Origin of the sequence: Herbaspirillum chlorophenolicum (genome assembly GCF_001189955.1) — a bacterium.
GTDB classification, from domain to species: domain Bacteria; phylum Pseudomonadota; class Gammaproteobacteria; order Burkholderiales; family Burkholderiaceae_D; genus Herbaspirillum; species Herbaspirillum chlorophenolicum.
The window spans coordinates 14,723-28,112 of the sequence record NZ_LFLT01000045.1; the positions used below are offsets into that span (position 1 = coordinate 14,723).

The window sequence follows — 13,390 nt, forward strand, 5'->3', positions numbered from 1 at the left end:
CACACGTGGGCGATCCAGCCATGCTGTCGGGAATTCAGTCACGCTTGTCGTGGTCGTCATCGTGATCCGCCTTGTCCTCGGCGGACGAGATGACCGTGCCCTTGTTGGCATCGACCCGGACATCGAAGACCTTGGCCCCGCTGACGACTTCGACGTCATAGACCCAGCCTTGCTTCGAGTTCTCGTACTCGGCGCGTGACGCCTTGCCATTGGCGTGCTGCTCGGCAACGGTGACCGCCTGAGTGAGCGGAATCTTGGCCTTGGCGATAGCCATTGCGTCGTTTCCCATACCGCCATTGGCGGCGTAGGCGACCGCGCCGGTTGTAGCGATGGCGACGGCTAGAAGGGAAAGTCTGGTGTAGCGGTACATGATGCTTCTCCAAAAGAGTGCAGGGATTTGCACAGTGGAGAAGGTACGCAGGCGGACTTAGCTCTCACTGAGCCGGGCCATCGTCCTTTGGGATGTCGGGCAACGGCTTAGCGTGCTTTATTTTCCGTTTTCTGAACCGACCCCCCATAGAACACAGCTTGCATCCAGCTAAGGCCGCCAAAATGCATGTAGGCCCAACCCAGCGCCACGACCATGAAGAACGACGGCAGAACGAAGGCGAGTCCGGCGATGGTGGCACCCCAGATGCGGTAGTGGACGTAGCCCAGGTAAATTTCCAGTTGGGCCGCTAGCGGCCCCGGTGCCAATTGCGCTAAGGCGAGCCCTTCCTTGTAGTCGGCATCGCTGATCCACTTGCGCTCTTCGACCAGGTCGCGGTGCATGTAGCCGACCAAGGCCACCGGGCCGCCAAATCCTAGGGTGCCCAGGCGCAGCATGTAGAGCGCCATTTGCCAGAGGGTGTACGGTATTTTTTCTGCGATGGCACTCATGGCGTTTCCTTGTTGCAATGAGCGTAGAGAGAATCGAGGATGGAACCGACTTCCGCCAAAAACGCATCATCGTCGGCCAAACGGGCACGCGCACCGGTCAGGATCGCTTCGAACCCGGCCGCTTCCGCCGGCGCCTCGCCACCGGCATCGAGCGCATGCACCAGGGCGGCCAGTTTGGCCATGCCTGGCGTCGAGGGGAGTTGGAAGCTGGCGACCAGCACTTCAAACGTCACCTTGTTACCAACGTGGGTGAACGTGGCGTCGTTAAAATCGAAGCCCAAGGCATCCACAGGGCAATTGGCAGGACTGTCCAGCCACAAAAAGGCCGCCTTGGAATCGATGAAGCGCTGGATCAGCCACGCGCTAGCCACCCGATCCACCCATAAATGGCGTCGCGTCGCCCAGGTACGCCTTTGGTAATCCTGAATTTGCAAGTAGGGAATGTCCCGTTCTTGCGGCTGCGGCTCGCCAGGCGACAAGATCGCATCGGCCTTCTCGGCGAAATCGGCCCAGGCAGCATTGGCGGCCAGGGCCGCTTCATTGGGGAAAAAATCGATGCGCTCGATCGCTTCACGTTCCTTGGCCAGCTTCTTGAGCGTCTTGGCGATATCCGCCGTGGCTTGCGACATCAGCGACTTCTTGGCCTCCACCACCATTTCCAGAAATTCGCCATATTCCTTGGCACGATCAAACCGTGCCAGGAAGGCCTGTTCATCGTCTGCGTTCCGGGGAACCACCTTCACTAGCCAGGCTTCGCCGCCTTCGGCATTGGTTTGGTCGACCAGTTCGGCCAAGGTGTCGGCATGCCCGGGGCGTTCGGGAAGGAGATAGGCGCCGTCGCGCAACGGGACGCACCCCAGGGCCTTGATGGCCCGCCAAAGGCGCATGCGGGCGGTGGCGCCGGTGGTGGGAAGGCTGGCAATGAGGAGGTGCCAGTGTGTCGATGTAGTATTCATGTATAAAACTCTACACCATGTAACGAAAATTACAAAGTTAACTTTAAGGGCATTGCTATCGTGCTGATTAGCAATCGTGATATCCTATCCCCCCCGATAGGATAAATATGCGATGAGCACCCACGCCTCCCATTCCGACATCATCAAACGCCTGAAGCGGGCCGAAGGCCATCTGCGCAGCATTATTGCCATGATGGAAACAGGACGCAGTTGCCTGGATGTCGCCCAGCAGTTGCAGGCCGTCGAAAGCGCTGTCGGCAATGCCAAGCGCACTCTGATCCACGACCACATCAGCCATTGCCTGGATCACGCCATGCAGTCAGACGGCCAGGACGCCGCCGAGGCGGTACGCGAATTCAAAGAAATCACCAAATACCTCTGAGGCACCTCCATGATCGATATCGCAGGCCTGCTCCAGCAAGGCGCCGGCAACATCTGGCTGTTCATCCCCAGCGCTATTCTCCTGGGCGCGCTGCACGGCCTGGAACCAGGGCACTCCAAAACCATGATGGCTGCTTTCATTGTGGCCATTCGCGGCACCGTCTCGCAGGCGGTGCTGTTGGGCATCTCTGCCACGCTGTCGCATACGGCCGTGGTGTGGCTGGTCGCCTTAGCCGGCATGTACTTCGGCAGTCAGTGGAGCGCGGAATCGTCGGAGCCTTACTTCCAGGTCGCCTCCGGCGTACTGATCATCGGCGTGGCGCTTTGGATGGCGTACCGAACTTGGCAGCAGGCACGTGAAGAGGTGCATGGCCATCATCACGACGAGACCAAGTGGATCAATACCGGCCATGGCATGCTGCGTGTCGATATCTTCGAAGAGAATGTGCCGCCGCGCTTCCGGTTATCGACCGAGCACGGCATGCATCGCTGGCCAGCCGCTGGCGTCGAGATTCACACAACTCGCCCAGATGGCACCGAACAGACCTTCAAGTTTGTCGACAAGGGAGCATTTCTGGAGTCGATCGATGAGATTCCCGAGCCGCATGAGTTCAAAGCACAAGTGTTTCTGTCGCACGGCGGTCACTTCCACATTTATGACGTCCAATATGAAGAGCATCACCACCACGATCATGGCGATGATGGACTGGACGTATCGGATGGGACGTACCAGGATGCTCACGAGCAAGCCCACGCGAACGACATCAAGCGGCGGTTCGCTAATAGGGACATCAGCACCGGCCAGATCGTCATGTTCGGCCTGACCGGCGGCCTGATCCCGTGTCCGGCGGCTATTACCGTGCTGCTGCTGTGCCTACAGCTGAAGAAGGTTTCCTTGGGCGCAGGCCTGGTGCTGTGCTTCAGTATCGGTCTGGCGCTGACCATGGTGGCCTCGGGTATCGTGGCAGCCCTGAGCATCCGTCATGTCAGCAAGCGCTGGTCGGGTTTCGGTACATTTGCCCGCAAGGCGCCTTACTTCTCCAGCGCAGTCATTATTATGGTGGGCTTGTATGTGTTCTATCACGGCTGGATTGCACTGCCGGCTTAAAGAAGGAAATACCATGTTTTCCGTATTTCGAAACCGCAGTTACCGCCACTTATTCTTGGCGCAAGTGATTGCGCTGGTGGGTACGGGACTTGCCACAGTTGCGTTGGGCTTGTTGGCTTTTGACCTCGCAGGAGATAAAGCCGGCACGGTACTCGGGACTGCATTGGCGATCAAGATGATCGCCTACATTGGCGTGGCGCCGATCGCGTCCGCGTTTTCCGAACGCCTGCCGCGACGCACTACCTTGGTGACCCTTGATCTCATTCGCGCCGCTGTGGCCATTTCGCTGCCATTCGTTACACAGATTTGGCAGATATACATCCTGATCTTTGTGCTCCAGTCGGCATCGGCTGCCTTCACTCCGACTTTCCAGGCCACCATTCCTGATGTGTTGCCGGAGGAGGACGAATACACCAAGGCCTTGTCACTGTCGCGCCTGGCCTATGACTTGGAAAGTGTCGTCAGTCCGATGCTAGCGGCTGCACTAGTGAGCGTGATCAGTTTTCACATGTTGTTTGCGGGAACTTCAATCGGATTCATCGGATCCGCTTTGCTAGTGGTCTCCGTCGTGTTGCCAAAAGCAAAGCTATCACCACCCCGCGGCATCTACGATCGCACGACCAAGGGCCTCCGGACTTACCTGGCTACGCCCCGATTGCGTGGCCTTCTGGCACTCAATCTAGCTGTTGCTGCGGCGAGCGCGATGGTGATTGTCAACACCGTGGTGTACGTCCAGGCCAGGTTCGGGTTGACGCAGACGCAAACTGCTTGGGCTCTCGCCGCTTTTGGTGGAGGCTCGATGGCGGCCGCTTTTATCTTGCCGGGCCTCCTAAAAAGCATTTCTGATCGTACTGCGATGTTATCCGGTGCTTCGGTACTGATAATCGGCCTATTCGCGGGTAGTACAGTAGACTCGTATCATTGGATGCTAGTACTGTGGGGGTTGCTGGGTATCGGTTACTCCTTGACGCAGACACCGTCCGGGCGACTGTTACGTCGATCCTCGTCAGCGGAAGATCGGCCGTCTCTGTTTGCCGCGCAATTCGCACTGTCGCACGCTTGCTGGCTAGTTACTTATCCGGTTGCGGGCTGGCTCGGAGCGCGTATCGGCTTGTCGCTAACATTTGTCGTCCTTGGTTTGATTGCCCTAGTGGCTGTAATTGCCGCTGCAAAACTATGGCCCGCTGTTGATCCTGAGCAAATAGAGCACGAGCATGCAGATTTAGATGAAGAGCATGTGCATCTCGCTGGGGGCGGAAAGCGTCATTGCCACCATTACGTCATCGATGACTATCATCGTGACTGGCCTCATCCATGACATGGCTCAAGATAATCGCTTATATCACCATTGTGCTGGTGCTATGCTTCAGCCTGTATTTTTTGTTGCAATACATCCTAATGGATTAAATTAAGGATGTTTTCTACCCCTGATAACGGTTGAGAACTAGCAGGCCTTAACGGATAATTTGAAATATTCAGCACTTAAAATGTGCTTTATCCAATTTTATGAAAAGAACCATCTGCCGACGTGTTGCTTTACTAATGCTCGCGATTTTTATTGCGAACATTGGCATTGCGCACTTGCGCACGCAATGGCTTCATCATGATCTGGATCACACCCTGAATGGGAAACTTGTTTCCTTGATGGATCAGCATGCCGACGAAGATGATCATGGCATTCTCACCGGCGCAGAACATCAATTGCTGCATGCTGCGGATCACGGGCAGCCCCTTCCTGCCTCCATGTCTGCGACACTGCAGGTATGGGCGTTAGCTACCATCCTGATCTTTTCCTTACTGGCTTCCCGTGTTCCGGAGTCGGTATTTCCTGCGCCATTCCGGCCCCCTCGACGTTCGTCGATCTAATTCCTTCGCCATTTTTTTGCGTCAGTAATCCTGGCGACTTGGAGTGACCCGCCGTTCGGGGGCTGTCTTCGTCAGCTCGGCCATCGCTGCATCGCGTCTCAACATTTCTCGCAGTGAACTAATCCGTCTGCCTCTGGGCTGCCTTGTGTTGCCCGGACGGATGGAGATCAGGACATCCATATGAAAACACCTGCTTTCGTCGGGCGACTTGCTCTTGCCATTCTCATCTTCCAAGCATTGTCGGCCCATGCAGCCGACAGGCCAAAATCATTCTCCATCACCGATCAACAGATTAAGGCACTGGGTATTCAGCTCGTGCGGCTCGATCAGCAATCCGAAGCGCTGGCAGTACAGTATCCCGCCCAAATCACCGTGCCGCCTGATCGCGAGCAAATCATTAGTTCTCCGCTGGCCGGCATGGTATCGCAGATTCTTGTACGTCATAACGAGACCGTGAAGCAAGGTGCGCCGCTACTGCGCGTCGTGAGTCCGGACTTTAGTCAGTTGCAGATGCAGTTGATGACAGCGAATGCAAAGTACAGCCTGGCCGCGCAAAATGCTCAGCGAGAGAAGGCGCTCTTTGATGAAGGCATCATTGCCCAGCGCCGGGTGCAGGAGTCGCAAGCCGCGCTGCAGGAGAGTGAGGCGGCCCTGTTCCAGGTCAAAGCAGCTCTCCGTATGGCAGGTTTTATGGACAGGCTGGGCACCGCCGGCACGGTCGAGGATGGTTTCATTCTACGCGCCGCCAAGGGCGGTATCGTGACTGATATCGAGGTCAAACTTGGGCAGCGTGTTGATGCCAGTACGCCGCTGATGCGCCTGACACAGGCTGACGTATTGACAGCAGATATCCATGTTTCTGCTTCGGATGCAGCCACTTGGCGTGCCGGGACGCCGGTGAAGGTCAAAGGCATCAATGTCAAGGGCAAACTCCTTAGCGTTGGCACCAGCGTGGCCGCGGGCAGCCAGAGCGTGACCTTGCGCGCCTCTCTGGAGGGCGGCCAGGGAGCGCTGCTGCCCGGCCAATTCGTGACCATGGAGCTGATGCCTGAGAAAACACCCGGTAGCTGGGATGTTCCGCTATCCGCCATCGCGTACGACGGGGATTATGCGGTTGTCTTCGTGCGCACGGCAAAAGGATTCGACGCCCGTCCGGTTAAGGTGCAAGCTAGCGCAGCTCAGCGTCTGCGTATCCTGGGCGCGCTGCAACCCAATGAAAAAATTGCCACTAGCGGCATCGTTGCCCTGAAAGGCGCGTGGTTGGATGACAAGGGAGGGAAATAATGCTCGCCCGACTTATCCAGTTCTCCCTATCCCAGCGACTGTTCGTGTTGCTAGGGGCACTTATGCTTGCCGGAGCCGGATGGTTTGCGTTCACCCAACTGCCGATCGATGCATTCCCCGATGTATCCAGTACGCAGGTCAAGGTAATCATGAAAGCGCCCGGCATGACCCCCGAAGAGGTCGAGAGCCGTATTGCAGTACCGATCGAGGTGGAAATGCTTGGCATTCCCAAGACCAAGATCCTGCGCTCGGTGACCAAGTACGGACTGGTCGATGTCACGATCGACTTCGAAGATGGAACCGACCGCTATTGGGCACGCCAGCAGGTTAACGAGCGCCTTGCCGGGATCGCAGAGTTGCTTCCTCAGGGAATCAGCGGCGGCATGGCCCCCGTGACAACACCATTAGGTGAAATGTTTATGTTCACCATCGAAGCGGATGGAATGAGTCTGGCGGACAAGCGCAGTTTGCTCGATTGGGTAATTCGTCCCGCGTTGCGTACGGTCCCAGGCGTAGCGGATGTAAATTCATTGGGTGGAATGGTCCGTTCGTTCGAGATCATCCCCGATCCACTCAAACTTGCCAGCGCCGGTATCACGATGGCGCAACTGAAAGATGCATTGCGCAGTAATAACATGAATGATGGTGCCGGACGCCTGTCTGAAGGTGGCGAGGTTCTCCTGGTCCGAACCGAAGGCAGTATCCAGAATCTGGATGACCTGCGTTCCGTTGTCGTCACCGTTAAGGACAGCTCGTCCGTGCATGTCGGTTCATTGCACCAAGAGCGGACAAGGCGAGGCGGTGCAAGGGCTGGTATTGGGGTTGGCCGGCGCCAATGCACAAAAGGTAGTCGAAGGAGTCAAAAAGAAGCTTGAAGAGATCCAGTCGACTTTACCCAAAGGGGTAACGCTCGATGTCTTTTATGATCGGGCCTCGTTGGTTGATAAGGCGGTAGGTGCGGTTTCTCGTGCACTGCTGGAAGCGACCATTTTGGTTCTGGTACTGCTCGGACTGTTCCTCGGCAACGTGCGGGCAGCAGTAACCGTCGCTTTAGTACTACCGCTCGCGGCTCTTATCACATTCATCCTCATGCGCAGCTTTGACATGTCGGCCAACCTTATGAGCCTGGGAGGGCTGACGATTGCGATCGGTATGCTGGTGGATGCAGCAGTGGTGGTAACTGAAAACATCGTGCAGCGGCTGGCCGACGACAAGAGTGACGGAAAACTTCCCAGATTGCATATCGTATATCGGGCCGTAAAGGAAGTTGCAGTGCCCGTGACATCTGGAATCCTGATCATCATCACCGTATTTTTGCCGTTGCTGACTTTGCAGGATCTGGAGGGCAAGTTTTTCGCGCCGGTGGCAATGGCTATCGTTTTCGCGTTGGCCGGCTCCCTGCTGCTTTCCTTCACCGTCATTCCCGTCATCGCATCTTATCTCATCAAGAATGTCAGCCATGAAGAACCTTGGCTGCCGCGTAAGCTGCTGCAAGCATATTCCCCTTTGCTTGAATGGGTACTTAGACATCAGCGGGTGGTATCGATTGGCGCAGTCCTGATGTTGGCGCTGGCTGGCGTGCTCTACACGCAGGTAGGCAAGACATTCATGCCGACCATGGATGAGGGGAGCTTGATTGTCGGCATTGAAAAACTCCCCTCCGTGAGCCTGGAGGAAAGCGCAGCAATTGACTTGAAGATTCATCAGGCACTGATGAAAGAGATCCCGGAGGTGACGGGAGTGGTGGCGCGCGCCGGTTCCGATGAGATTGGCTTGGATCCAATGGGTCTTAATCAGACCGACACTTATCTGCTGCTTAAGCCGCAGAGTGAGTGGCGCATGAAGACAAAGGACGAGTTGCTGGCAGAAATTCGCAAGGTCCTGGATACCCTGCCTGGCATCTCTTACAGTTTTACCCAGCCTATCGAAATGCGCGTCTCCGAGATGATCATTGGCGTACGGGGCGACATTGCGGTCAAAATATTCGGCCCCGACCTTGAACAGCTCAACTCATACGCGACCCAGGTTGAACAAGTGCTCAAGACCATCTCCGGCAATCAGGACGTATATACGGTTCAAAACGATGGGGTGCAATACATGCGGGTGATCGTCGACCGTATGCAGGCAGGCCGCTTGGGCCTCTCGGTGGAAGACGTCCAGGATGCGCTGCGGGTGCAGATCGAGGGCCAGCAGACAGGCACGGTGATCGAAGGCAACCGTCGTACCCCCATCCTGTTACGTGCTTCTGAATCGATTCGGCTGTCACCTGCCGAGTTTTCGGCAGTTCGTATCACTGGAAAAGATGGTATGACGGTTCCTCTGTCCAGTATTGCGACTCTGGAGCGCGCGGCTGGACCAGTCAAAATCGACCGGGAGATGGGTAGCCGCTACAGTGTTGTTATCGCCAACGTCAGCGGCCGCGACCTGGTGGGCTTCGTGCAAGAAGCGCAAGCCAAAGTGGCGCAGAAGCTGAAATTGCCAACCGGCTATCGTATGAGCTGGGGTGGGCAGTTTGAAAACCAGCAACGTGCTGCGGCCCGTTTGGGCGTAGTAGTGCCCATTTCGCTGGGATTGATCTTCGTACTGCTGTTTGCCACTTTCGGGTCGATCAGGCAGGCACTGCTTATTCTCAGCATCATTCCGTTCGCGCTTGTGGGTGGCATCGTGGCCTTGTGGCTGACCGGTGAGTACCTGTCTGTTCCTGCTTCGGTGGGCTTCATCGCCTTACTCGGGATTACGGTGCTCAACGGTGTCGTTCTCGTGGGCTATTTCAATCAGCTGCGACATGAGGGAATGCCGTTGCGCGAAGTCGTAGTCACCGGTGCCAAGCGACGTTTGCGGCCTGTGATGATGACCGCGTCCATCACGGCGTTTGGCCTGATTCCGCTGCTGTTCGCAAGCGGTCCCGGATCCGAGATCCAGCGCCCGCTGGCCATCGTGGTCATTGGTGGCCTAATTACTGCAACCGCATTGACCCTGATGCTATTGCCTATCCTCTATCTTAAGTTCGCTGGCGCCGACAAAGAACCCAGCCAGGAGATCAAGCATGTCTGATTCCATCATCACTATCTTATGTCCACGCAATCTTGAAGAGCAATTGCTGGATTCATTGCTCGTCGCGCCTGACGTCGCTGTGTTTACCAGCGTAACCGTGGCAGCACACGGGGTTGAGCGGGAACGCCTGTCCGCGTCCGAACAAGTTCTGGGGCGTGCGGTCATGACGCAAGTTCAAATCCTCTGCACTGAGCAAGCCAAAGATAAGTTGCTCTCCGGTCTGAAAAACACATTTGCTCGTTCGGGGCTGCGCTACTGGGTGACGGCCGTGTTCGAACAAGGAGAATTTGCATGAATCTTCGTAGCACTTTACTGACAGCGCTCTTTCTGCCGTTGTTCGCGCAAGCCCAAAGCTCCCCCGGCATACCGGACGGTCCGATCCCGGCGCTGGTTGCGCGCCCCCTGTTGGAACAGGATCCCTCCGTTGCTGCTGCGCGGGCCACGCTGGATGCGGCACGTCGAGAATCCAATATTCTTGACGCATCGCCCTATGAATGGACGGCGCGCGCTACCGGCCAGCGCCGTCGTGTCGAAAACGAAGCGAACTCGAATGAGTGGAACGTCGCTCTGGAGCGCACGATCCGCCTGCCCGCCAAGGCGTCGGCAGACCGCAAACTTGGTCAGGCGACGGTGGATGAAGCCGAGGCGCGCTACGGCGAAGCCATGCACGAGGCTGCGCGCGATCTACTGGAGTTATGGATGGCCTGGTTGCAGGCCAATGCCAACTATGAACTCAGCAAGAGCATGCAGCAGTTTGCGGTAGAAAATCTTTCTGCCGTACAGAAGCGTGCGAAAGCCGGTGATGCCGCCAAGCTCGATGTGAGCCTGGCGCAGTCCGAGTTGGCGGAACAGCGTCGACAGACCAACGAAGCCAAGCTTGGTGCTTCATTGACATGGACACAACTGCATAGCCGCTTCCCAGGTTTTGATGGACAGTTCTCCAATTTCCCCAACATCTCCGCGCTGGCGCAGGATTCTGGTTATTTACAAGCCCGAATTCGCGAGCAAAGTGACCGGTTTAAGGCTGCCGAGGCCGCATGGCGAAGCGCAGATGCACAAGCACAGCGCAGCAGAGCCGAACGGACGCCAGACCCCACTCTTGGGGTCTTCAGTGGATCCGAGGCGCGCGGCAGGGAGCGACTCGTCGGCGTATCGATCAGCATCCCGATCCCGAGTGGGTCCCGCAGCGAGAGGGCTATCCAAGCGACGCATGTGGCGGAGGCCAAACGCCAGGAACTTGAGGCTATTCGGAGGCAGATCGGCGCCGAAATCGATTCATCGATCATCACTGTGCAAAGCAACTACGATGGCATGCTACTGGCAGAGGAAAGCGCGAACTCCATGCGTGAGAACGCGCGTCTGATGCAGCGAGCCTACTTGTTGGGTGAGGGCGATTTGCAAGGACTGTTGCTTACCCAACGCCAAGCCGCCACTGCCCAGCAAGGGGCATTGGGAGCCAAGACTTCGGCGATCAGGAGTTATTACCAACTATTGATTGACTCTCATCTGATCTGGGGGCTGGAACAGAACTGACCTGAGCGCCGCCGGCTGATCGATGGAATGCTTGGCAGACGGCCCGGGATATGTATGTTCACGTCTATAGATGATGAAGACGCCCCAAGATATCGTCCGCTGGTTGGCAACCAGACCCAAACTGATGGATCTCTGTAATGAGTTTCCAGAACAATGGGAAATCGCCCAGCAGCAATTGAACGAAGTGATTACAACAGGCAGTCCCGAGGATTTGAGGCGACTGACAGAGAATCCGCCCGAGTGGCCACGGCATCGTAAGGGTTTTCGGCAAGAGGTGCTAACAAAGGCCATGTGGGAGGCGACATACAGGCAGGTTCGATATCAGATGATTTGCTTGGCCGTGAAGGACTGCAGTTTGTCGTTGGCAAGCGGAAATGCCAGAGGAAAAGTGCGCTTCAACTTCTGGAACGGGGGGCTTGCTCAGTGGCTGCTATTCTCCCGCGGGTTGGAACGGAAGATGGTCAGCTTGCGACTATTCAGGCTGATCTGGCCCTTGTTGGGCCAGCGGGAGCTTCTGATGCCGTTGGTATCGTCTAAGGGGATTTACTGTTTTTACAGTCGCGATTTCGTCAGGACTCTTGCAAAGCTGATCGGCCCTAGAAAAACGCTGGAAATAGGTGCGGGCGACGGAACTCTGACACGCTTCTTAAAGGGATGTGGAGTGAAGGTTACCGCAACCGATGATTACAGTTGGGGCCACCGGATAAAGTATCCCTCTGACGTAGTGAAATGCGATGCGGTCTCTGCCCTTGAGCGGTATGCGCCAGAAGTCGTAGTGTGTTCGTGGCCCCCGGCAGAAAATCCGTTTGAGCATCATATTTTTCAGACATCCAGCGTACAGCTCTACATCATGATCGGAAGCCAGTATCAAGTGGCGAGTGGAAGTTGGGGAGCCTATTCTGAACAAGAGAACTTTGAGATGGTGGAGGCAGCAGAATTAGCGAAAATGCTGATCCCCCCTGAGTTGGGATCTGCGGTCTACTTATTCACTCGGATAAAAAGTGTGAAAAATGAAAGCAGAAAATGAATTCCTTCGATTTTCGGTGAGATCGCTTAAGTCGTGTGACGGAGTGCCCCAGTTCGGTGGGGTATGCGCGTCATCTTCAAGGTATTGATATGGGTGAGGTTAATGATGTCTATTCTGTCTAATTTACTTGAGGCCACCAAGGTGGTGCACGCCAGGCACAGCAAGATCGCCGCCTATGTCAGCGCACTCGTGGCGATTCCGATCTTGGTTGCTTGTGCCCATACACATCCGGGCGTCGCCCACTGTACCATTCTGCTGCAGTCCAGCCACTGCGTTGAAGTACCGGTCGAAGAGGAAGTCGTGGCGGCACAGGCCCGTACACTCAATTCAGCACCGGTTGGAAAAGTGGCGATCTACGTGTTGCGGCCCTACGCACAACAGCGCAACACCGTTTCGCAAGTCTTCGTCGACGACCGTCTGGCGGCGACGCTAGGCCCGATGACCTTTTTCCGCATCGTGGCTGAGCAAGGCACGCATCGGATTCGAATTGAAACAACGGGGGTGGCGAACCGGGAGTATGAGATTTCCGGCGACGCTACTACTTATTTGCAATACCAGCTAAGCGAAACCTTCACGACGGTCCGAGGTGAAATTACTGAGCAGACTGAGGCCCAGGCCAGAGCCCGTGTGGCGCGCTTGGATCTGGTGAAATCAGCTGGTGCGCTTCCTTAGCAGGTGGCCAGCGGCATTTTCTTGGAATCTGCCAGCCTCTTCGATGTAGCCTTGCACCGTTCCGTCATGGCGCCAGCCGCCTTGGCGCTTGATGTCCCGAAAGTCTGCGCCGGCGCGATAAGCGCTGGTCGCCATGCCCCGGCGCAGGCTGTGACTGGAAAGATCCGGTACATAGTCCAGTCCCGCCATACTTGCGCAATCAGCCAGGATCGCGTTGATGCTGGCGGGGTGGATGGCGTGCTCGCCTAGCATCGCCCATTTGTTAATGGAACGGAATACCGCTCCGTCGCCAATTCCTGCGGTCTCCAGCCAACCTCTCAGAGCGGTCGCTGGGCAGCACGGGCCGGCACCGTAGGGAATCGCCTTGACGATCCCCTGGCCTTGTTGGTCTGTCTTGGAGCGCTGCAGCGTCACGATCAAGCCATCCGGCTCCCATGCAAGATCAGAAACCTGCAATCCTGCGAGCTCACTTCGCCGAAAGCCGCCAAAGAAGCCCAGCTGCAGCAGCGCGCTGTCCCGCTTAGCCTTGAGGGTATCCACGGAATCCAACTTCACGATGATCTTTTCAAGATCCTCAATCGGGAGGGCCTTGGCCTGCTTTTTGGGGCGTCCGTGGGTGCGCCCAATGCC

At 56.5% G+C, this 13,390-nt stretch carries 12 protein-coding genes and 2 pseudogenes; 10 read left to right on the top strand and 4 right to left on the bottom strand.

Features of this window, described 5'->3' with window-relative positions; all coding sequences use genetic code 11:
* Window positions 1–34 precede the first annotated feature (34 nt).
* The 3 genes and pseudogenes from AKL28_RS19940 to AKL28_RS19950 all read right to left on the bottom strand — a co-directional run bounded on the left by AKL28_RS19940 (window position 35) and on the right by AKL28_RS19950 (window position 1,835).
* On the bottom strand, window positions 35–370 hold the full coding sequence (locus AKL28_RS19940; RefSeq protein WP_050470036.1) for a PepSY domain-containing protein: 336 nt from the start codon (window positions 368–370) through the stop codon (window positions 35–37).
* Window positions 371–513: 143 nt separating this feature from the next.
* Window positions 514–879, bottom strand: a pseudogene (locus AKL28_RS19945) (chromate transporter); the annotation flags it as partial.
* The gene (locus AKL28_RS19950) at window positions 876–1,835 is read right to left on the bottom strand and encodes a chromate resistance protein ChrB domain-containing protein (protein WP_050470039.1); all 960 of its coding nucleotides are present in this window, start codon (window positions 1,833–1,835) and stop codon (window positions 876–878) included. The gene AKL28_RS19950 and the pseudogene AKL28_RS19945, both read right to left, overlap by 4 nt.
* A gap of 112 nt (window positions 1,836–1,947) precedes the next feature.
* Here AKL28_RS19950 and AKL28_RS19955 point away from each other — a divergent pair, with 112 nt between their 5' ends.
* From AKL28_RS19955 to AKL28_RS20000, 10 genes and pseudogenes are all read left to right on the top strand, one after another.
* The gene (locus AKL28_RS19955) at window positions 1,948–2,217 is read left to right on the top strand and encodes a metal-sensing transcriptional repressor (RefSeq protein ID WP_050470040.1); all 270 of its coding nucleotides are present in this window, start codon (window positions 1,948–1,950) and stop codon (window positions 2,215–2,217) included.
* 9 nt (window positions 2,218–2,226) lie between these two features.
* Window positions 2,227–3,324 (top strand): nickel/cobalt efflux transporter, encoded by a 1,098-nt coding sequence (locus tag AKL28_RS19960; RefSeq protein ID WP_050470042.1) that lies wholly within the window; start codon window positions 2,227–2,229, stop codon window positions 3,322–3,324.
* A gap of 13 nt (window positions 3,325–3,337) precedes the next feature.
* Window positions 3,338–4,642 carry an MFS transporter gene (locus AKL28_RS19965; RefSeq protein ID WP_050470046.1) on the top strand — a complete coding sequence of 435 codons (1,305 nt, stop codon included), beginning with the start codon at window positions 3,338–3,340 and terminating at the stop codon, window positions 4,640–4,642.
* Window positions 4,643–4,830: 188 nt separating this feature from the next.
* Window positions 4,831–5,190, top strand: a complete 360-nt coding sequence (locus tag AKL28_RS24610; RefSeq protein ID WP_156226413.1) for a hypothetical protein — start codon at window positions 4,831–4,833, stop codon at window positions 5,188–5,190.
* Between the two features lie 180 nt (window positions 5,191–5,370).
* Window positions 5,371–6,474: an efflux RND transporter periplasmic adaptor subunit gene (locus AKL28_RS19975; RefSeq protein WP_050470050.1), complete on the top strand. Its 1,104-nt coding sequence runs from the start codon at window positions 5,371–5,373 to the stop codon at window positions 6,472–6,474.
* Window positions 6,474–9,528, top strand: a pseudogene (locus AKL28_RS19980) (efflux RND transporter permease subunit). The gene AKL28_RS19975 and the pseudogene AKL28_RS19980 overlap by 1 nt, the downstream one beginning before the upstream one ends.
* A complete protein-coding gene (locus tag AKL28_RS19985; protein ID WP_050470052.1) occupies window positions 9,521–9,823 on the top strand; it encodes a DUF3240 family protein in 303 nt (100 codons plus the stop codon). The pseudogene AKL28_RS19980 and the gene AKL28_RS19985 overlap by 8 nt, the downstream one beginning before the upstream one ends.
* Window positions 9,820–11,061 carry a TolC family protein gene (locus tag AKL28_RS19990; protein ID WP_050470053.1) on the top strand — a complete coding sequence of 414 codons (1,242 nt, stop codon included), beginning with the start codon at window positions 9,820–9,822 and terminating at the stop codon, window positions 11,059–11,061. The genes AKL28_RS19985 and AKL28_RS19990 overlap by 4 nt, the downstream gene beginning before the upstream one ends.
* 70 nt (window positions 11,062–11,131) lie before the next feature.
* Window positions 11,132–12,088, top strand: a complete 957-nt coding sequence (locus AKL28_RS19995; RefSeq protein ID WP_050470055.1) for a methyltransferase domain-containing protein — start codon at window positions 11,132–11,134, stop codon at window positions 12,086–12,088.
* A gap of 63 nt (window positions 12,089–12,151) precedes the next feature.
* Complete coding sequence (locus tag AKL28_RS20000; protein ID WP_050470057.1) at window positions 12,152–12,760, top strand: hypothetical protein; 609 nt, start codon at window positions 12,152–12,154, stop codon at window positions 12,758–12,760.
* Here the strand turns inward: AKL28_RS20000 and AKL28_RS20005 are convergent.
* The coding region (locus tag AKL28_RS20005) for a site-specific integrase (RefSeq protein ID WP_050470058.1) at window positions 12,740–13,390 on the bottom strand (651 nt) is incomplete at its 5' end. The genes AKL28_RS20000 and AKL28_RS20005 overlap by 21 nt on opposite strands.